At 32.7% G+C, this 20,927-nt stretch carries 20 protein-coding genes; 6 read left to right on the top strand and 14 right to left on the bottom strand.

Features of this window, described 5'->3' with window-relative positions; translation table 11 throughout:
- Nucleotides 1-88: 88 nt before the first annotated feature.
- Both L1276_RS00295 and msrA read right to left on the bottom strand, forming a co-directional pair.
- A complete protein-coding gene (locus L1276_RS00295; protein ID WP_253784302.1) occupies nt 89-1,657 on the bottom strand; it encodes a YdiU family protein in 1,569 nt (522 codons plus the stop codon).
- Between the two features lie 95 nt (nt 1,658-1,752).
- Complete coding sequence (msrA, locus tag L1276_RS00300; protein ID WP_253784305.1) at nt 1,753-2,286, bottom strand: peptide-methionine (S)-S-oxide reductase MsrA; 534 nt, start codon at nt 2,284-2,286, stop codon at nt 1,753-1,755.
- A gap of 181 nt (nt 2,287-2,467) precedes the next feature.
- Here msrA and L1276_RS00305 point away from each other — a divergent pair, with 181 nt between their 5' ends.
- Nucleotides 2,468-3,955, top strand: coding sequence for an aminotransferase class V-fold PLP-dependent enzyme (locus tag L1276_RS00305; protein WP_253784308.1), 1,488 nt, complete (start codon nt 2,468-2,470; stop codon nt 3,953-3,955).
- A 279-nt stretch (nt 3,956-4,234) separates the two neighbouring features.
- On the opposite strand, the gene L1276_RS00310 is transcribed toward L1276_RS00305, so the two are convergent.
- The 6 genes from L1276_RS00310 to L1276_RS00335 form a co-directional block, all read right to left on the bottom strand.
- Nucleotides 4,235-5,977: an APC family permease gene (locus L1276_RS00310; RefSeq protein WP_253784311.1), complete on the bottom strand. Its 1,743-nt coding sequence runs from the start codon at nt 5,975-5,977 to the stop codon at nt 4,235-4,237.
- 139 nt (nt 5,978-6,116) lie between these two features.
- A complete protein-coding gene (locus L1276_RS00315; protein ID WP_253784313.1) occupies nt 6,117-6,587 on the bottom strand; it encodes a nuclear transport factor 2 family protein in 471 nt (156 codons plus the stop codon).
- Nucleotides 6,588-6,639: 52 nt separating this feature from the next.
- On the bottom strand, nt 6,640-7,167 hold the full coding sequence (locus L1276_RS00320) for a hypothetical protein (protein WP_253784315.1): 528 nt from the start codon (nt 7,165-7,167) through the stop codon (nt 6,640-6,642).
- 11 nt (nt 7,168-7,178) lie between these two features.
- The gene (locus L1276_RS00325) at nt 7,179-7,658 is read right to left on the bottom strand and encodes a hypothetical protein (RefSeq protein WP_253786287.1); all 480 of its coding nucleotides are present in this window, start codon (nt 7,656-7,658) and stop codon (nt 7,179-7,181) included.
- Nucleotides 7,659-7,664: 6 nt separating this feature from the next.
- Nucleotides 7,665-8,342 (bottom strand): peptidoglycan DD-metalloendopeptidase family protein, encoded by a 678-nt coding sequence (locus tag L1276_RS00330; RefSeq protein ID WP_253784317.1) that lies wholly within the window; start codon nt 8,340-8,342, stop codon nt 7,665-7,667.
- Nucleotides 8,343-8,355: 13 nt separating this feature from the next.
- Nucleotides 8,356-9,021 carry a spermidine synthase gene (locus L1276_RS00335; protein WP_253784319.1) on the bottom strand — a complete coding sequence of 222 codons (666 nt, stop codon included), beginning with the start codon at nt 9,019-9,021 and terminating at the stop codon, nt 8,356-8,358.
- Between the two features lie 66 nt (nt 9,022-9,087).
- Between L1276_RS00335 and L1276_RS00340 the strand changes: the two genes are divergently transcribed.
- On the top strand, nt 9,088-9,639 hold the full coding sequence (locus tag L1276_RS00340) for a 1-acyl-sn-glycerol-3-phosphate acyltransferase (RefSeq protein WP_253784323.1): 552 nt from the start codon (nt 9,088-9,090) through the stop codon (nt 9,637-9,639).
- A gap of 82 nt (nt 9,640-9,721) precedes the next feature.
- On the opposite strand, the gene L1276_RS00345 is transcribed toward L1276_RS00340, so the two are convergent.
- Nucleotides 9,722-10,189: a helix-turn-helix transcriptional regulator gene (locus L1276_RS00345; protein WP_253784325.1), complete on the bottom strand. Its 468-nt coding sequence runs from the start codon at nt 10,187-10,189 to the stop codon at nt 9,722-9,724.
- A 312-nt stretch (nt 10,190-10,501) separates the two neighbouring features.
- Between L1276_RS00345 and L1276_RS00350 the strand changes: the two genes are divergently transcribed.
- The 4 genes from L1276_RS00350 (at nt 10,502) to L1276_RS00365 (ending at nt 15,418) form a co-directional block, all read left to right on the top strand.
- The gene (locus L1276_RS00350) at nt 10,502-11,656 is read left to right on the top strand and encodes a M14 metallopeptidase family protein (protein ID WP_253784327.1); all 1,155 of its coding nucleotides are present in this window, start codon (nt 10,502-10,504) and stop codon (nt 11,654-11,656) included.
- Nucleotides 11,657-11,733: 77 nt separating this feature from the next.
- Nucleotides 11,734-12,213: an Lrp/AsnC family transcriptional regulator gene (locus L1276_RS00355; protein ID WP_008468989.1), complete on the top strand. Its 480-nt coding sequence runs from the start codon at nt 11,734-11,736 to the stop codon at nt 12,211-12,213.
- Nucleotides 12,214-12,304: 91 nt separating this feature from the next.
- Nucleotides 12,305-14,890 carry a phosphoenolpyruvate carboxylase gene (locus tag L1276_RS00360; RefSeq protein ID WP_253784330.1) on the top strand — a complete coding sequence of 862 codons (2,586 nt, stop codon included), beginning with the start codon at nt 12,305-12,307 and terminating at the stop codon, nt 14,888-14,890.
- Between the two features lie 12 nt (nt 14,891-14,902).
- Nucleotides 14,903-15,418, top strand: coding sequence for a DinB family protein (locus tag L1276_RS00365; protein ID WP_253784331.1), 516 nt, complete (start codon nt 14,903-14,905; stop codon nt 15,416-15,418).
- Between the two features lie 81 nt (nt 15,419-15,499).
- On the opposite strand, the gene recQ is transcribed toward L1276_RS00365, so the two are convergent.
- The 5 genes from recQ to L1276_RS00390 all read right to left on the bottom strand — a co-directional run bounded on the left by recQ (nt 15,500) and on the right by L1276_RS00390 (nt 20,890).
- Nucleotides 15,500-17,608, bottom strand: a complete 2,109-nt coding sequence (gene recQ / locus L1276_RS00370) for a DNA helicase RecQ (RefSeq protein WP_253784333.1) — start codon at nt 17,606-17,608, stop codon at nt 15,500-15,502.
- A gap of 142 nt (nt 17,609-17,750) precedes the next feature.
- Entirely contained in the window at nt 17,751-18,158 is a 408-nt protein-coding gene (locus tag L1276_RS00375; protein WP_253784335.1) for a DNA primase, read from the bottom strand.
- Nucleotides 18,159-18,167: 9 nt separating this feature from the next.
- Nucleotides 18,168-19,136 carry a deoxyhypusine synthase family protein gene (locus L1276_RS00380; protein WP_056209248.1) on the bottom strand — a complete coding sequence of 323 codons (969 nt, stop codon included), beginning with the start codon at nt 19,134-19,136 and terminating at the stop codon, nt 18,168-18,170.
- Nucleotides 19,137-19,244: 108 nt separating this feature from the next.
- Nucleotides 19,245-20,648, bottom strand: coding sequence for an arginine decarboxylase (locus L1276_RS00385; RefSeq protein WP_253784336.1), 1,404 nt, complete (start codon nt 20,646-20,648; stop codon nt 19,245-19,247).
- 62 nt (nt 20,649-20,710) lie between these two features.
- Nucleotides 20,711-20,890 (bottom strand): hypothetical protein, encoded by a 180-nt coding sequence (locus L1276_RS00390; RefSeq protein ID WP_253784338.1) that lies wholly within the window; start codon nt 20,888-20,890, stop codon nt 20,711-20,713.
- Nucleotides 20,891-20,927: the final 37 nt, after the last annotated feature.

The following is a 20,927-nucleotide window of genomic DNA, read 5'->3' on the forward strand; positions in this document are numbered from 1 at the left end:
TCATATTGAGCGGAGTCGAGACTTATTATTCTCGACTCCGCTCTATGTGACAGTTAGAAAAATTCGTGTAATTTATGGCAAATAAAACTTAAGAACTGCAAGAAAGCATTGAACAGCCAACTTTAGATCGTGCCCAATCTGGTCGTTTGGCGAACCAATTTTCGTATTCAGGCTGCTCGTCGTATGGTTTTTGCAATATAGTGTAAAGCTCGTTTATCAATGAATAATCCTCTTTATCTGCAGCATCAATAGCTAATTGCGCCATATAATTTCGAAGCACATATTTAGGATTAATCAAGTTCATTTTTAGTAAACGTTCTTCATCTGGTAATTCTTCCGTATTCAATCTTTTTAAATAAACTGCAAACCATTTTTTCCAGGCATCTAAAATATCTCCCGAAAGTTCTTCGATTTTATAAAATGCAAATTGAATTTTCTCAATTGCTTTTTCAACCGAGTCAGATTTTTCAACAGAACTTAAATTTCTAAAAAAAATAGTCATATCAGTTTCTGTTAATTGTAAAACAGCTTCTAAATTGTCAATTAAATCATTGTCAGTTTCAGTTGAAGTAAATATTCCTAATTTACTTAAAAACATTTGTTTATAATCTACAATAAAATTATCCATAAATGATTCCAGAATTTTTTCTAACTCTGCTGTTTCATTAATTAAAGGATAAATGGCATTCGCTAATTGATATAAATTCCAATGTGCAATCTGCGGCTGATTACCAAAACGATATCTTCTGTTTTGGCTGTCTGTCGTATTTGGTGTCCAGTTCGGATCGTAATTTTCAAGCCAGCCGTAAGGACCGTAATCAATTGTGATACCGTGAATTGACATATTATCTGTATTCATTACGCCATGAACAAAGCCCACACGCTGCCAATTCAGAATCATTTCTCTTGTTGTATCCGCTGCTTTTTTAAAGAACTGTAAATATTGTTCTTTTGGTTCGCCTGTAATCTCAGGGAAATAATGTTTGATATTGTATTCTACGAACTGCTTCAAATTTTTAAGTTCATTTCTGGCAGCCAGCATTTCAAAACTTCCAAAGCGAATAAACGAAGGCGCAACACGGCAAACAATTGCACCATTTTCGTAAGCAGGGTTTCCGTTATACAAAACATCACGCAAAACCTGATCCCCGGACAGCATTAAAGAAAGTGATCGGGTAGTGGGAACGCCTAAATGATGCATAGCTTCAGCGCATAAATATTCTCTTATCGAAGATCGTAAAACGGCCAAACCGTCTGCAGTTCTGGAATAGGGTGTTTTTCCGGCACCTTTTAATTGAAGCGTAAAAAACTGATTGTTATTTTCTATTTCTGTTAAATTGATGGCACGGCCGTCGCCTAATTGTCCGGCCCAATTTCCAAATTGATGTCCCGCATAACACATTGCGTAAGGTTGTGTTTCAGGAAGAATTTCTTTTCCTGAAAAAACATTCAAAAATTCGTCAGACTGAATTTCGTCCTTAGATATTCCAACTAATTCTGCAACTTCTTCAGAAGCATGAATTAGTCTTGGATTTGAAGGTTTTGTTGGATTTACATATGAGAATGCCGTATTTTTAACCTGGCGAATTTCATTTGTTAAATCAGGATCTGCAGGCAGCTCGGCAGTAAATCGATTATTTATTTTTAAATTTTTCATTTGAGTTTTTATATTGGGTCACAGATTACACAGACTGAATAGATTATCCAAAAAAGAAAATCCATTTAATTTGTATAATCTGCGGCCTAAAACTTTTAGCCGATTAATTTGTCAGCATACATTTTTTTAAGTTTTTGAACTTTCGGATCGATTACAACCTGACAATATCCAGCTTCCTGATTGTTGTTGTAATAATTTTGATGGTAATCCTCGGCTTCGTAAAATACTTCAAAAGGTTTTAATTCCGTTACAATAGGCTCAGCATACACTGGCTGCACTTCTTCAAAAACTTGTTCTGCAATTTCTTTTTGCAATTCGTCATGATACAAAACGATCGAACGGTATTGTGTTCCGCTGTCGCCGCCTTGACGATTTAAAGTTGTTGGATCATGACTTGTCATAAATACCGTGATTAAATCATGATATGAAATTATGTCAGAATCAAAAGTAACCTGAATAACTTCTGCATGACCCGTTCTTCCTGTGCATACCTCACGATATGCCGGATTTTTTATAAAACCATCTGAATAACCAGATTTTATTGTTTCAACTCCTTTTAAACGCTGAATTACAGCTTCTACACACCAAAAACATCCCCCACCAAAAGTGGCTGTTGATAAATTTCCCATAAATGCAATTGTTTAAGTTTACATGCCCTATTAATCCGATAGAATATTGTGATAATTTATCTAAAAAACATCCTTTTAACTAAAGATACCAAAAGTTTATTCAATATTTAAAGTTTATAATTGATAAATTCTCAATATTATAAAAAAGCGATATATTTGCAGTCAAACACAGGCACAACAAATGAATACCAAAAATAGTACCATCAATCTTGAAACTTATTTTCAGGAATTTAGGCAGCACATAGTTGGCATAGATCAGGAATTTATGTCACCTTTTGGCAAAAAAAATATTGTTTATACCGATTGGACTGCCAGCGGAAGGCTTTACAGGCCAATTGAAGAGAAACTTTTGAATCAATTTGGACCATTTGTAGCCAATACGCATACTGAAACTACCGTGTCAGGTACTGCCATGACAAAAGCATATCATCATGCGAGACATATTATTAAACGTCATACAAATGCAAATGATGATGATGTTTTAATTACAGACGGAACTGGAATGACAGGGGTTATCAATAAATTCCAGCGTATTCTGGGTTTGAAAATTCCTGAAAACCTTAAAAATTTCACGAATGTTCCTGCAGAAAAAAAACCTATTGTTTTTATTTCACACATGGAGCACCATTCTAATCAAACGTCTTGGCTGGAAACTATTGCAGATGTTGAAATTATTCCCTCTTGCGAAAAAGGTCTTTTTTGCCTGGAGAATCTGGAATTGTTATTACAGAAATACAGTGACAGAACTATAAAAATCGCATCGATTACTTCTTGCTCGAATGTTACAGGTTTAAAAACTCCTTTTCATGAAGCAGCAAAATTAATGCATCAATATCATGGTGTTTGTTTTGTAGATTTTGCGTGTTCAGGTCCTTATGTTCAAATCGATATGCACCCAAAAGATCCTGAATCTTACCTGGATGCGATTTTCTTTTCACCTCATAAATTTCTTGGAGGACCAGGAACTTCTGGCGTTTTAATTTTCAACAAGAAACTATATAATAATATGATTCCTGATTGTCCGGGAGGAGGAACCGTTAGCTGGACAAATCCTTGGGGTGAACATAAATATATTGATAATATAGAGGATCGTGAAGATGGCGGTACTCCGGGATTTCTTCAGGTTATTAAAACTGCTTTGGCAATTGAGCTGAAGGAAGAAATGGGAATTGAAAATATCTTACAGCGTGAACACGAAATAGTTGATTTTGTTTTTAATCAATTGGAACCTGTTGAAAATATTAAAATTTTAGCCGGACAGCATAAAAATCGTTTGGGCGTAATATCATTTTTTATTGAAGATTTACATTTTAATTTAGGTGTAAAATTATTAAATGACCGATTCGGAATTCAGACTCGCGGCGGATGCAGCTGTGCGGGAACTTACGGGCACTATTTACTGCATGTAGATCAGGAAACTTCTAATAAACTGGTCAATGAAATTACAATTGGTGATTTGATTAAAAAACCGGGATGGATCAGAATGTCTATTCACCCAACTACAACAGATGAAGAAATTGCTTTTGTCTGCGAGAGTATAAAAGACGTAGCTAAAAATCATAAAATATGGGCTTTAGACTATTCTTATAACAAAGACACTAATGAATTTGTACATACAAATGCGACTTCATTTGAAGATGAATTGGTAGAGAGCTGGTTTAAATCTTAAGAATTTTTTACCGTAAAGTCATAAATGTTATATAGTAAACCCGACAGGTTTTTAAAACCTGTCGGGTTTGTTATATTGTGTATAAACCTTCACAGTTTTAAACTTTGACAAAGGTCTTTGAGAAAATGAATTTGTTGATTTTATGAAAATGATATTTCTGGTTTAGCCCCGATAGAAGTGGAAATCTTTTTGTCCCGGTGTTCGGGACAAAAAATTGAAATGGATAGCGGGACTTTGGTTCTTGAAAGAACGAGTATTTTCTGCTTCTAAAAAAAAAAACTACATAATCAAGCGTACACCTCCAAGATCTGAAACACGATAAGAAAATTTGTTTCCGGGCGAACCTATAAACATGAAGTTTTTAGGTATTTTCCATTTCTGGGATAATTCGTCTATAATTTCGGGACCAAAAACGCCTTGAATTTCAAGGTATTCAATATCTATATTATCGTAAGCCCGATCTAGAACTTCTAAGTCTTTTATCAAAGCTTCGTTTGTCTGCCCGTCAGTTTTTACATAGACAATTTTTAATTTTTTGGTTGTTTCGTTTCCTTCAACATATTGCAGTACTTTGTTTAAAATGGCAATATTATCGCCTTTGGTAAAAAAGACAAATTCCTGCGAATTAATTTCGGTGCTTAGATTTTGCAGATAGCGATTGCTGAGAATTACCATTTTGCGAAGCGGCTGATAAAAATATTCTAAAATTTCGATTAGTACTTTTATCAATATAACTCGGTTCAGCATGATTCCGATAAAAATAAGGGCGGGAACCATATATTTCAAAAAAGTATAAAATGCATTAATATTCAATTTCATGTTTCCTATGAAAGCTGCGATGATAAAAGAAACAGCTGCAAAAACAGCCAAACCGTGAGCTCGTTCTGGTCTTGGCAGTTTTCGCCTTTTAAATTTGAGCAGTAAATTTCCGATTCCGAATAAAGCCATTACAGCCAAAAATGAAAAGGTATAAACTCCAGCTAAAGATTCTAAATGACCGCTTGTTGCAAAAAGAACAGATATACAAAGAATTAAAAAACTGATTACGATTCTATAATGTGAACCTCTTTTGTTTTGTTTTAAAAAATAATTAGGAAGGATTCTGTCCAGAGTCATTCGGTTTAATAATCCTGAAACCCCAACAAATGAAGTCAAAACGGCGCCGCATAAAACCAAAACGGCATCTATAGAAATAAGCCAGGCCAGCCATGATCCGCCTGTGGTTTCTCCTAAATGTGCTAAAAGTGATTCTTTATTCTCGCCAACTTGTGCAAGCGGAATTACACTTATTAATAAAATAGCAATTACGGGATTAAAAAAACTAACTAGTGCCCACATATTACGCAGGGTTTTTGGAAAAACGCCCGACTGCTGTTCTTCTACAAAATTGGCAGAACTTTCGAAACCTGAAATTCCGAGCATTGCTGCAGAAAAACCTAGAAAAAGTGCTGTTTTCATACTTCCAAAGGCTATGGGGGTTTGCCAATTGACATGAAAAACATCTAGTCCGTGATTTAAAATAAACCAAATCGAAGCCAGAACCAGTAAGCTTAAAGTGGCAATATGAGTTACAAAAATGATTACGGCCACGAATGCCGATTCGCCGATTCCGAGGATTGCCAGAAAAGTAAATAAAACTAAAACGACTACGGTGGCGATGGTGACATTTAATCCTTCAAAAATTCCGTGGAGATAATGCATACCCTCTGAAGCCGAAATTACGGCGGTTGCCATATAGGATAAAACGGTCAGCGTGGCAGCAAGCGATGCCAGACGTTTTGTTGACGTATTTAATAAAACATTGTAAGCTCCTCCGTTTAACGGAATTGCACCCACAACTTCTCCATAAATTTTTCTGAATAAAAATAAAACGACTGCTACAATTAAAAGAGAAATCCAGGCATATTGTCCGGCATACAAAATGGTAAGCGCAGAAACATAAAGGCAGGAAGAACTAATGTCGTTTCCGCAGATTGCCGTTGCCTGTAATTGATTTAACTTTTTGTGTATTATTTCTTTCATGTTTTTTAGTATTATAACACGATTAACTCAGCAGCAAGTAATTATAATCTTTACGGAAGGCAGGTATAGTAAATGTAAACTAAAAATATACTTTTAGTTAATGTGATATTATCTATTGAAGTTATACAAATTATTTGGATTATTTGGATTCCTGAAATTTCTTTAGAGATAACAATGCCTGTTCCTGAATTTTTTTATGAAAAAATCCCGTCCAGCCTAGTAAATATCCGGTTATTCCAAAAGCTTGTTTTGACCATTTCCAAACATCAAAATTATCTGTATGTTTGATGATTAGTCCATCCTGAAAAACAAATTGGGCAGAAACGGTATTAACTACTTTACGATTTGTTTTAGTGAAATTATAAGCAGCGATCCACCTTGCAGATCCAGTAGATTCATCAGCTGCCACATCAGAAAATTCAATTTTGATATTTCCTTTGCTTCTGGATAAAAGCATTTCCCACATTTTCGAAACTTGCTCTTCTTTTAATAAACCAAACGCAGGATCAATAAAATGAACTTTTGGATGGTAACATTCAGCCATTGTTTTAGCATCAGAATTAGCAAAAGCAGTATAGAACTTTGTGATTAAAGCTTCGTTGTGAGTCATAAATTTGAAATTAAAAATATAAATATAAGATTTATTTAATAAAATATTTTATTTATAAAACACTAATTTCTTTTGCAGTGTCGTAACTCTTCTTAGATTTATCGTAAGCAGTTGAAAAATAATTCTTTTTGTTATGCGCGGTAAAGTAACCGGTTTCGTTTCCAAAATTATTTGAACCTCCGTTTATAATAAAGCGAACAGCATAAATGTCGTTTTTTTTCAGCTTTGCAAATTCTGCAGGAGTGAAGTAGTAATAAGAAGTAGTTTTACCATCGGCAGATTCTTTTACGTTTTTGTCGACGCAGGCAATAACATCGGCGTTGGCCAAATCTACATAAAGCCCGCCGGCAATTCGGGCTTTATCATTTGAAGTTGCAATAGTAATTTTTAAAATGCCGCCTTTATCTGTTTTTGCAATCTGAATATTGGTTTCGCCTGTAAAAGCATATTTTTCGCAGATAAATGTATACTCTTGTGTAGCCGGAAATTGTGAGCCTTTTACACCCATCGTTTGCTGCGCATTTACATTTAAAAAGACTGAAATAAACAGTAATAAAAGCAGAGGCATTTTTAATTTCATATAGTTGTACTTTATTGTTCGGCTAATTTGGCATCAAACTTTTCATCCCAATCCATTGATTTTATCGCAGATATTAAATTTTCTTCGTTTACAAAAATTCGAAGTTCTTTGTTGGCTACTTTTTTGCTGTATAACGCATGATAGCGGTAAATCACTTCATTTTTGGTTTTGTAAACGCCGTCTAATTTTAAATCAATAAAACTTCCATAATATTGTCTAAATCTTGTACAGGTTTTGGTCAATCGTTCTTCGGTCGTATTTTCTCTAACAGACTGAGTAACTTCAGTTTCGTTAAAAGGTTTAAATTTTGATGTATTACAGGTTTCTAAAACTCTTTTTCCTAATTCATAAGCTTTTCTTTGCTGCTCTGAACTAATATCGGTGTTAGAAACTTTTTTAATTTTTAAATCTTCAGTATCTCTGCTTACAGTTTTAGATTTACATCCAATTAATAATAATAGCAAACATATAATCAATCCCGCTTTCTTCATAATCATTTAAGTTATTTTTAATAATAAGTTAGGGTCGGGACAATTTTCTATATAAAAATTCAAATCATTTGTGTTGCAGACTCCGGGATAATCACCCCATTTATCTTCCAGATTTTTTATAATCTGAAAATGAACATGCGGTGCATAATCTCCGTTAACAGTTGAATTTCCTAGGGTTGCAATTTGCTCGCCTTTCTTAAAAATTGTCCCAACGGTAAGGTTTTCTATACTTTCTAACGATAAATGTCCGTATAAAGTATAAAATTTTTCATTTTCGGCTACATGTTCCAATATAATAGTCGGACCATAATCGCCCAATCCTTCATTGTTTTTAAAACTGTGAACTTTTCCATCCAGCGGTGCTAAAACTGCTGTTCCCGCTTTTGCCCATAAATCCAGACCAATATGAATATTCCGCTCTGGCACAGAATCATTTTTAAAAATAGTACTCCTTTTATACAAATTTCGTCCTTCGATATAACCGCCATAAGCGACTTCAGAATTATTATCTTTTAGATAGCTAAAAATAAAACGTTCAAAATCAACAGAAGTTTCGGGTTTACTTTTAACTAAATCAGTATTAGTTATTGATAAATCTAAAGGAAGGTATTTTGAAAAATCAATAGAGGCATCAATAATTTTAGTAGGTGGTAAGGCTTTTAAGATAGATACAAAGGGTTTCATAAAAAATAAAAATTTAAGACTGCTTTTCGATTATTATTAATTCATTGTGTACTTCTATGCGGGGCAGCATTTTTGAAGTATAAAATTCCTGATTTATTTCTGACATATATTTTCTGTTTCGAACGTTATGTGCTTCATCTAAAATCATAGTATTAAATAATATGAAGCCCTGATTTTTTAGAAGAAAACAAACTCGTTCGCTAAAAAACTTTTCAAACAAAAAGTTTGGCATATTGGTATCTTCAAAAATATCAATAATTATTAAATCATATCTGTCTTTGGTTTTTAAAACAAACTCAAAAGCATCGTCAATCACAATTTCAAGCTGTTTTATTTCATTCAGTCCAAAATATTGATTAGCGATCTGAATCATATCAGCGTCAATTTCAACACCGGTTATTTTACCTTTAAATTCTATTTCATCAACCAGTGTTTTAATGACGCTTCCGCCGGCAACGCCCAAAACTAAAATATGATCCATGGTCAAAACTTTGTCATAACCAATATTTCTAAGGCCATACCTTAGTATACGTTGTAAACTTCCGTATGAATAATTTGTATTTTCAGAATCTAAAACCAATTCTCCATTTGCCCAGGTAACTTCGATTATTTTACTTCTGGCCGATTTTTTTTTGAATATTTTAATTGGATAAAGGTAACTGAATATTTTTTGAATCATTTTGTAATGCTTTTACTCAAAAATACCATTTTAAATCTTTTATTTTGCAAGAAATATCAAATTTTAATGAAGAAACGATTCTACAAATTCATCTTTTTTAAGCTAATGGGCTGGAAAATAGTGGGAATGGAAAATGCTGAAGTAAAAAAATGTATATTAATGGTTTTACCGCATACCAGTAATCATGATTTTTATATTGGATTATTCACCCGCGGTATTTCTGGTTTGCAAATGAACTGGGTGGGAAAGAAAGAATTATTCAAATTTCCGTTTGGCTATTATTTTAGAAACGTTGGCGGGGAACCGCTGGATCGTACGGGCGGATTAAATAAAGTAGATTCGATTGCGGCAATTTTTAACCGTAAGGAAATTTTCCGTTTGGCGGTTGCGCCCGAAGGAACCAGAAAAGGAGTAACCGAAATTAAAACGGGTTTTTATTATATTGCGCTTAAAGCAAATGTTCCAATTGTTCCTGTAGCTTTTAATTGGGGACAAAAAGAGGTTAGTTTTGGAAAGCCATTTTATCCAACAGGAAATTATGAAGCCGATTGGGAAATTTTAAAACAACATTACAAAGGTGTCTTAGGGAAAATTCCTGAAAATGGAATTCAAATCTAAATTTTGATATTTTTTCTGATTCGTGAGAATCTCTTAAATGAAAATTATTTTTAAAAATTTTCAAATACGAGAAAATTTCGACTCATGGTACATAAGCTTTAAAAGTTCCGTTTTTGTAGAAAAATACAATTTTCTCAATTTCGTCTTCTTCAAAACTTAAATTTGACTTTTTTGGTTCAGCCAAATTTTTAATTATTGGCTTTTCTTCTTCATATTGTAATTGAGAAAATAAATCTACTCCCGGATAATTTTCATTTGATGAAGCAAGGGAGTCTTCATTTTTTAAATCCGCTTTTGATCCAAATTGTAAAGTTTCATTTTCTGACTTAGGAAAATTTCCTTTTCCTATTAGAATCCAATATAAATCTACTTCAGGAAAAACATCCAGAATTTTCATAACAAAATCAAGACTTGGTTTATTTCTTCCTGATAATAGGTGAGACATACTAGATCGCTGTACGCCAATTTTATCTGCGAAAGAAGAAGCATTTAGTCCAAAATAATCCAGTATAATTTCCAGTCTTTTTACAAAATCATCGATGTTTACCATTGTAAATTATAATTTAAATTTGGCTTGTTTACAAATGTAACTAAAAAGATTTAATAATACAATTTTACACTTGTAAATAGTTGAAACAGTGGATTTATTCAGTAACTATAACTTTATATAAATGTATATAAGTAATTGAAATTAAGAATTTTAATATTCTATATTTAAAGTAATAACAATTGTTAACCGTTTTGGGATTAAAATCTTAAAATAGACTCAAACCCATGTTTACATTTCTAAATTCTTGCTCTTTTTTAATGTTTACAATTGTAAAAATAAAGATGTTTACTTTTGTAAACTAATCAAAACACAATGAATTTAGAAGAATTATTTAACCAATACAAAGAACAGTCAATAGAAGGACGCTATTTAACTTTAGATCACATTAAGCCTTTATTAGATAAATTAAATACTAATAATCAAGTTAAGGTTATTGGAAAATCAGTTTTAGGCGAACCTATATATAGTTACGAATTTGGAACAGGAAAAACTCGTATCTATTTATGGTCTCAAATGCATGGTAATGAAAGTACAACTACAAAAGCACTTTTTGACTTTATTAATGTATTAAACAGCAAATCTGATTTTGCTGAAAAAATGCTGAGTACATTTACTTTTTACGCTATTCCAATTTTGAATCCTGACGGAGCTAGACTTTACACACGCGAAAACGCTAATAAAGTGGATTTAAATCGTGATTCTCAGAATTTAACACAACCGGAAAGTAATGTTTTAAGAGAGGTTTTTGAGGCTTTTAAACCTGATTTCTGTTTTAACCTTCATGATCAGCGTACTATTTTTGGTGCAGACGATACTGGAAAACCTGCGACAGTTTCTTTTTTGGCTCCTTCTTATAATGAGGAAAGAGAGATAAACGAAAACCGTCAAAAAGCCATTAATTTAATTGCCGGAATCAATGATGAACTACAAAAATATATTCCCGGACAAGTGGGCAGATTTGACGATTCATTCAATATAAACTGTATAGGAGATACTTTTCAGTTTTTAGGTGTTCCTACTATATTATTTGAGGCAGGTCATTTCCCTAACGACTACGAAAGAGAAGTCACTAGAAAATACATATTTTTCTCACTAATTTCAAGCTTTAAGCTTATAAGCGAAAACGATTTAGTTGTCAATAGAAATTATGATTATTTGAATATTTCACAAAATAAAGTGGTTTTTTATGATTTTATGTATAAAAATATCAAAATAAATTATGATGGTATCGAAATTATTACGAATTTTGTCGCACAATACAAAGAAGAATTGATTGAAAATAAGATTCATTTTAATGCTTATATAGTTGAAGCAGGCGAATTGGAAAATTATTTTGGTCATTACGAATACGATGGAAGAGGAGCTGTGTATTCTGATGATTATTCTAATATTCCGAAAATGAACCAAAAAGCAGATTTTTATTTAAATAAAAACATTAAATTTGTTAACGGGTTGATAAAAAGTTAATTTTTATGTGAATTTGTTATTTTTTATATATATTTTTATACTTTGTAATAGCAATTAGTAATATTAATTAAAGAATTATGAGTAAATTTCGTTTAGATGAAGTAGATCACCAGATTTTAGATATGTTAATAGACAACACGAGAGTACCGTTTACTGACATTGCAAAAAAACTATTGATTTCTGCTGGTACAGTACATGTTAGAGTAAAAAAGATGGAGGATGCCGGTATCATCATGGGGTCTTCATTAGCCTTAGATTACGATAAATTAGGTTATTCATTTATTGCTTATGTTGGGGTTTTCCTTAACAATACATCACAAACAAAATTTGTATTAGAGCGCATCAATCAAATTCCGTTCGTAACAGTTGCTTCTGTAACGACAGGAAAATTCAATATCTTTTGTAAAATTAGAGCAAAAGATACTAAACACGCAAAAGAAGTTATTTTCATGATTGATGATATCGATGGTGTTTACAGAACTGAAACTATGATTTCATTAGAGGAAAGTATTAACGATAAGAAGCGTTTGATGCATACTATTTTTAAAAATATGTAAGAATCCCTCTTGAATGCTATATTAAAATATACCTCAAGTTTATTCTTGGGGTTTTTTTATGACTAATTAACCAACCAACTATAACACAATTATGTACACGTTGCCAAAAATAGAACGTTTCAACAAAGACGTTCTTTCTAAATATCACATTTACAATAGTGTTTTCATAACATTACCATTTGATTCTATAGATAATACGGGAGTTTTACTGCCTTTATTTACAGAAACTTGCGAAACGGGTTTTAAAAAACAGGAAACACCAAAAGAAATCTTTGATTTCTTTTCGAATAAATTTTTAAATAATTCATCAGAAACTGAGAAAATCGATCTTATGTTTCGATTTATTCAATATATTGAGCGTCAGATCGTATTATTCGATGCTATTGAAGATGCCGCTTTTCCAGAGGTCAATAATATGGAAGGACGCGGGTCTTTAAGAGATATTAAAGAAAAATCAGATGCCAAAGAAAAAGACGATGAATTGGTAGATTTCTTAGAAAACTTCAATGTTCGTACGGTTTTAACGGCGCACCCAACACAGTTTTATCCAGGACCGGTATTAGGAATTATAAACGATCTGACTGAAGCAATTCGTCAAAATGATTTATTGCAGATTAAACAATTGCTGGCGCAGCTGGGAAAAACACCTTTTATTCAGCATGAAAAACCAAATCCTTATGATGAAGCTGTAAGTTTAATTTGGTACCTTGAAAATGTATTCTACGCTACAGCGGGAGAAATAGTACATTATCTTCAAAAAAATCTTCACGATGGAAACCCAATTCAGAACCAATTGATCAAGCTTGGTTTCTGGCCGGGAGGTGATCGTGACGGAAATCCATTCGTTACAACAGAGATTACGCTTAAAGTTGCAGATCGTTTACGAACTTCAATTTTAAAGTGCTATTATGTTGAAATGAGAAATTTAAAAAGAAAACTAACCTTCTCAGGTGTAGATACTTTGGTGTCGGATCTTGAACATAAACTTTATCGTTCAGTGTTTTATTCTAAAGGTGAAATTTTCATCACTTTAGATGAATTATTGACACAGTTAAATACCATTCGTACTATAATTATTGAAAAGCACCAATCTTTATATTTAGATGAATTAGAAGCTCTTTTGGTAAAAATCAATTTATTCGGATTCCATTTTGCCACTTTAGATATTCGTCAGAATAGTAAAATTCATAATGTAGTATTTAAAGATGTTGTAAATTATTATTTGAATTCTGGTTCAGATGTTTTTCCAAAAAATTACTATGAATTAACTGAAGATCAAAAAATCGATGTTTTATCAAAAGTAAAAGGAAATCTAAATCCAGCCGATTTTGAAAATGAAATTACACAATCGACTTTAGAATCTGTTCAGGCAATTAAAACGATTCAGGGAAATAATGGAGAAGAAGGTGCTAATCGTTACATTATTAGCAACAATGAAAGTGCGCTGAATGTAATGGAGACTTTTGCGATGATTCGTTTAAACAATTGGGAAAATCCAACAGTTGATATTATTCCGCTTTTTGAATCTGTAGATGATTTGCAAAATGCGCATCAAATCATGGAACAGCTGTATACTAATCCTGAATATTCTAAACATTTAAAAGAAAGAGGAAACGAACAAACTATTATGCTAGGTTTCTCTGATGGTACAAAAGATGGTGGTTATTTAATGGCCAACTGGAGTATTTATCAGGCTAAAATTTCGTTGACTGAAATTTCAAGAAAATATGGAATTAAAGCTATTTTCTTTGATGGACGCGGCGGACCTCCTGCGCGAGGCGGAGGAAAAACACATAAATTCTACGCTTCTTTAGGACCAAAAATTGAAAATAAAGAAATTCAGATTACCGTTCAGGGACAAACGATCAGTTCTAATTTTGGAACTTTAGATTCTTGTCGTTTTAACATTGAAAACTTATTAAGTGCCGGTGTTACGAATCAGGTTTTTGGTAAAGAAAAAAATGAATTAACTCCAGACGAAACTCAAATCCTGACGCAATTAGCCGATTTAGGATATGAGAAGTATTTGAGCTTTAAAAATCACCCGAAATTTATTCCGTATTTGGAAAAAATGAGTACGCTGAAATATTATTCTAAAACTAACATTGGAAGCCGTCCATCAAAAAGAAGCAAATCTGAATCATTAGATTTTGCTGATTTAAGAGCAATTCCGTTTGTAGGTTCGTGGAGTCAGTTAAAACAGAACGTACCCGGATTTTTTGGAGTAGGAACTGCTTTAAAGCATTTTGAAGAATCAGGACAATGGGACAAAGTAAGTGATTTATACCACAATTCATTATTCTTTAAAACCTTGCTCGAAAATAGTATGATGTCATTGGCTAAATCATTTTTACCATTAACGGCTTACATGAGAAAAGATCCTGAGTTTGGTGAATTCTGGCAGATTATCCATGATGAATTCTCTGAAACTAAACGTCTTTTATTAAAAATTGCAGGACACAAAACCTTAATGGAAAATTACCCTGATGGTATAGCTTCAATTCAAATAAGAGAGCGTATTGTATTGCCATTGTTAACAATACAGCAATATGCATTGTCAAAAATAAACGAATTAAACAAACAGGATTCTACAGATGAAGAGCTTGTTAAAGTATATGAAAAGATTGTAACAAGATCTCTTTTTGGTAATACAAATGCAAGTAGAAATTCAGCTTAAAAAATTAAAAAAATGAGAGCCGCAGAATTATTAGATAATGAATACTCAGGTCATTTTGGTACTTACATCAAAGAAGCCGGCGACGGAATTTTGATTGAAGAATTAGAAATTTCTCTTCATGACTTTATTCGATTTGTTCAAAATATTCCAATGGATAAATTTGATTATCGTTATGCAGAAGGTAAGTGGACGATTAAGGATATCATTCAGCATATTATTGATACTGAACGTATTTTTGCTTATCGTGCTTTAAGATTTTCCAGAAATGATAAAACGCCTTTGCCAAGTTTTGAGGAAAGTGATTATGCAGATAACACAAATTCAAACAAAAGGAGCATTCAGGATTTATTAACTGAGCTATCTGCTGTAAGACATTCAAATTTATTATTTTATAAAAGTTTATCTGAAGAACAGCTGAAACGAATTGGAACGGCTTCTAATAATCCAATTTCGGTGCGAGCTTTAGGTTTTGTTTTAATTGGACATCAAAAACATCATCAAAAAGTTTTTGAAGAAAGATATTTATAAAGTTTGAAGTTAAAACATAAAGTAAACCCGACAGGTTTTAAAACCTGTCGGGTTTGTTATTTAGAAAAGTATGTATTCAACTTAATTATGTTTTCTCTCAATAAACGCTAAACCAAAACGAATTTTATCGTAAGACATTTTTTCTTCAAAATGATCAAAATAAGGTCTTAATGCATTAGGATTTTCTAATTCTATTTGAGCTTTTCCGATTGCGTTAATTTCTTCATCAGAAACAAATTGGCTTAAATCTAAATCATGTCCGTCAACATATAATTTAGCTAAATGAGAAACAATCGTAGTTTCTCCCAGATTTCTTTGTCCGGCAATTTCTTCAATAGAAAGCCCGTTTTTAAATAATTCTAATGTTTTAGAATACGTGCTGTCTTTTTTCTCTTTTTTAACAACTGATTTATTTTTTTGAAAATCAATAATTGCTTTAATGAAATCTGAGCCGTATTTTTCAAGTTTTGCCTTTCCAACACCTTCCACAGCAAGAAATTCATCATCAGTCAGTGGTCTCAAAATCTCCATTTGTCTTAATGAAGCATCACTAAAGATTACATATGCCGGAACTTCTTCTTGCTGAGCAATTTCGTAGCGCAATTTTCTAAGAGTTTCAAAAAGAGAATTTTTAACTGCTTTTGCTTTCTCTTGTTTTATTTCATTTTTGTCAATTACTTTCTTAACAACTGTTGTCAGTTTTACTTTTTCACCTTCAAACAAAACTTTTTTAGCAAAAGACGTCAATAATATTTTATTATGCTGGTGAAAGGCAATTTCACAATAACCTAAATTGATTAATTGAATTAAATATTGATTCCAGTCGTACCAGGAAATATCAGCACCAATTCCGTACGTTTTAAGTTCTTGATAATTTTTTTCGTAGATATAAGCGTTTTTCGAGCCTCTTAAAAAATCAACGATTACAGCGAGAGGTTCAGATTCCTGTAATCTCTTAATTGCTGATAGTGCTTTTTGCGCGAGAATCGTCCCATCGAAAAAAGTTGGCGGATTTTTACAAATATCGCAATTACCGCAATTCTCTGTAACCAATTCTCCAAAATAAGAAAGCAGAATCTTTCTTCTGCAGCTTACAGCATCGGCATATTGTTTCATCCGGTCCAGCTTAGCAAGCTGAACATCTGCATTTAATCCATCTGACGCAAATTTTTGAAGCTGAATTACATCTGCGTAACTTTCAAACAAAACTGTTTCGGCTGCGAGACCATCACGACCTGCACGGCCAATTTCCTGATAATAGCCTTCAATATTTTTAGGCAGATTATAATGAATTACCCATCGTACATTTGACTTGTCAATTCCCATACCGAATGCGATTGTGGCGCATACAACCTGACAATCGTCATTTATAAATTCATCTTGTGTTTTGGCACGGGTCGTATTATCTAAACCTGCGTGGTAGGCTTTTGCTGCGATTCCGTTTTTCGCTAATTTTTCTGCAAGTTCTTCGGTTGTTTTTCGACTTAAACAATAAATTATGCCGCACTCATTTGGTTTGTTTTCTACAAAATCAATAATTTGTTTTACTCTGTCTAATGCAGGACGTACTTCCAGACTTAAATTCTTTCTGTCAAAAGAAGCTACAAATGTTTTGGGATTTTTTAAATTCAGCTGTTTTGTAATGTCTACGCGTGTCGCTTTATCTGCAGTTGCAGTCAAAGCTAAAACTGGAGTAGAAGGGAAGCGGTTTTTTAAATATCCTAAATTAGTATAAGCCGGTCTGAAATCATGACCCCAGGAAGAAATACAATGCGCTTCGTCAATGGCAATAAGACTTATGGTTAACTCGTTGAAAATCGTATCTAAATAAGATAAGCTTTCCGGAGCAATGTAAACAAGTTTAAAAGTGTTTGATTTTAGGTTGTCAATATAAAACTGTTGTTCTTGCGAGGATTGACTGCTGTTTATGTAACATGCTGAAATACCATTTGATTTCAAACTATCAACCTGATCTTTCATTAAGGCAATTAAGGGTGAAATTACAATCGTAATTCCTGGCAGCACGAGCGCCGGCAATTGAAAGCATATCGATTTTCCGCCTCCGGTTGGCATAATCGCTAATGCATCCTGACCCGATAATACTGTAGTAATAATCGTTTCCTGATTGGGTCTGAATTTTTCAAATCCAAAGTTTTCCTTTAGTTTGGCGTGTAGTAGTTCTGAATTCATAAGGCGAATATTTATATTAACTAATAATTTGAAAATATAAATATAGTATTTTTCTTATAATTATGTATTTTCTTTTTCAGTTTGATTTCATAAAAAAAGGAACCCTAAATGAGTTCCTTAGTTTTATTTTAAAACGAAATGATTAATCTTCGTCGTCTTCATCTTCATCGTCAGCTATATCGTCTGGGTCTCTGTCATCATCATCATCGTCATCTCCGCCGTCAACATCTGGCTTATCCTGGTTATCATCTTCATCGTCATCATCAGCATCATCATCAAGATCAAGACCTTTTACTGGTTCGATTGTGTCAACATCAAGATCGATATCGTCATCTTCATCATAATTTTCAATTCTGTCAGCCAGTTTGGTACTGATTTTTACTAAATAAATAGTGTCTTCAGTACGAACTTCAACAGCTTCTACTAATTCGTTTTTAGCGTTTCTAAAACGGATAACATCCGAATCATCATAACCATCAGGAAATTTTTCAACCAAAAGGTTTAAAATTTCATTTGTCAGTTTGGCGTAGTCTACTATAACTCTTTTCATAAAAATATCCTATAAATCTAATAAATATGCAAAAATTAACGGTGCAACAATTGTAGCATCCGACTCTATAATAAATTTAGGGGTTTTGATATCTAATTTACCCCATGTGATTTTTTCATTTGGAACTGCTCCTGAATAAGAACCGTAACTAGTTGTTGAATCTGAAATTTGGCAGAAATAACTCCAGAAAGGAACGTCATGCATTTCCATATCCTGATACAACATTGGTACAACGCAAATAGGAAAATCTCCTGCAATACCACCACCAATTTGGAAAAATCCGATACCGTTTTGGCTGTTTTTTGAATACCAATCCGCAAGGAAAGTCATGTATTCAATACCAGATTTCATTGTTGATGCTTTTAATTCACCTTTAATAACGTAAGAAGCAAAAATATTACCCATTGTGCTGTCTTCCCATCCTGGTACAATAATAGGTAAATTTTTCTCAGCTGCAGCATACATCCAGCTGTCTTTTAAATCAATTTCGTAGTATTCTTCAAGAACGCCCGATAATAACATTTTGTACATGAATTCATGTGGGAAATAACGCTCTCCCTTATCATCAGCATCTTTCCAGATTTTATAGATATGTTTTTGTAAACGTCTAAAAGCCTCATGTTCAGGAATACAAGTATCAGTAACACGATTTAATCCTCTTTCCAGTAAAGCCCATTCGTCTTCTGGCGTTAAATCACGGTAATTAGGAACTCTTTCGTAGTGAGAGTGAGCTACTAAGTTCATGATGTCTTCTTCTAGATTGGCTCCAGTACATGAAATAATTTGTACTTTATCTTGTCTAATTATTTCAGCGAAAATTTTACCTATTTCGGCTGTACTCATAGCTCCAGCCATACTTACCAACATTTTAGACCCATTAGCCAATTGTTGTTCGTATTCTTTGGCTGCATCTACAAGAGAAGCAGAATTAAAGTGCAAATAATGTTTTTCAATAAACTGACTGATTGGTCCTTTCATCTTGTTTTTGTTTTTTGTTTTTTTTGAATTAAAAGTTTTTAACCTTTTTACTATATATGCAAATTAATAATTTTATAGGAACTAACTTTTTAATTTGCAGTTTTTTTTTTACAATTTTTTCTTGTATCCTAAAATCTTTAAAACATCGTCAGAAGTCTGCTGTTCTGAAAAAACTTCTGTTGCCAGAATACCGTTTTCATCACGATCTATTAAAATATGTTTTGGCTGCGGAATTAAACAGTGGTGTAAACCTCCATAACCTCCAATTGTTTCCTGATATGCTCCAGTATTAAAAAAGCCAATATATAATGGTTTCTCTTTGTTATACTTAGGCAGGTAAATAGCATTCATGTTTTGCTCTGAGTTGTAATAATCGTCGCTGTCACAAGTTAAACCTCCCAGCAAAACCCGTTCATAAGTATCATTCCAGCGGTTTATAGCCAGCATAATAAAACGTTTGTTTATAGCCCAGGTATCCGGCAGAGTAGTGATGAATGATGAATCGATCATATTCCATTTTTCTCTGTCATTTTGTTGTTTTTGATACAAAATTTGATAAATAGCACCACCGCTTTCGCCTACAGTAAACGAACCAAATTCTGTAAAAATATTTGGGACATCAACTTCAGCTTCTTCGCAGGCAATTTTGATTTGATTAATGATTTCATCAATCATATATTGATAATCATATTCAAATGCTAATGAATTTTTGATAGGGAAACCGCCTCCAATGTTCAAACCATCCAGAGTAGGGCATTCTTTTTTAAGTGCAATGTATACTTTAATACATTTTACAAGCTCATTCCAGTAATATGAAGTATCATTGATTCCGGTATTGATAAAAAAGTGAAGCATTTTAAGCTCTAATTTATCATTTTCCTGAATTTGTTTTTTATAAAAAGAAACGATGTTTTTATAACCAATTCCTAATCTTGAAGTATAAAACTCAAATTTAGGCTCTTCTTCAGCTGCAATACGAATTCCAATTTTGAATTTACCTTTGATTTCTCCTTGCAGTAAATCTAATTCTTCGTAGTTATCAATAATAGGAATAGTGTTTTTATGTCCGTTATTGATTAATCTAGCAATATTACTGATGTATTCATCTCTCTTAAAACCGTTGCAGATTACGTATGTACTTTTGTTGATTTTACCATTTTCCAGTAAATTCTCAACAATATTAACGTCAAAAGCTGATGAAGTTTCAATATGAATGTTGTTTTTAAAAGCTTCATTCATAATATATTCAAAGTGCGAGCTTTTTGTACAATAGCAATAGTAATATTTTGCTTCGTATTTATTCTTTTCCATTGCTTTTCTGAACCAAGATTTTGCCTTGTTGATGTTTTCAGAAATTTGAGGCAGATAAGTAAACTTTAAAGGCGTACCATATTGTTCAACCAGTTTCATTAAATCGATGTTGTGAAACTGAAGATTGTCCTTGTTTAGTTTAAATTCTTCCTGTGGGAAATAGTATGTTTGGTTTATTAGATCAGAATATTTTGTATTCATTTAGCTTTCAATATTTTATGTTTATTATTTAAATTTAGTAAAAAAGGTTCTAAATCTAAAATTCAAACTCTAATATTGGCAAATACAATCTGCAGTTTTTCGTGTTCGGCTTTTGAATATTGGAAAACATCAAAACAAAACGGGCTTTTACTATTATAAAAACGATTCAACATTCTAAGTAAAGAACTGTTGAGACGGTTTCTGTAAGAGCTGAATTGTCTTTGTTTTTTGTTTGTTTTCATCGTGGCAAATGTAAAAAATAATATATACCAAAAGCAA

Origin of the sequence: Flavobacterium sp. HSC-32F16 (assembly GCF_024171645.1) — a bacterium.
Taxonomy (GTDB): Bacteria; Bacteroidota; Bacteroidia; order Flavobacteriales; family Flavobacteriaceae; genus Flavobacterium.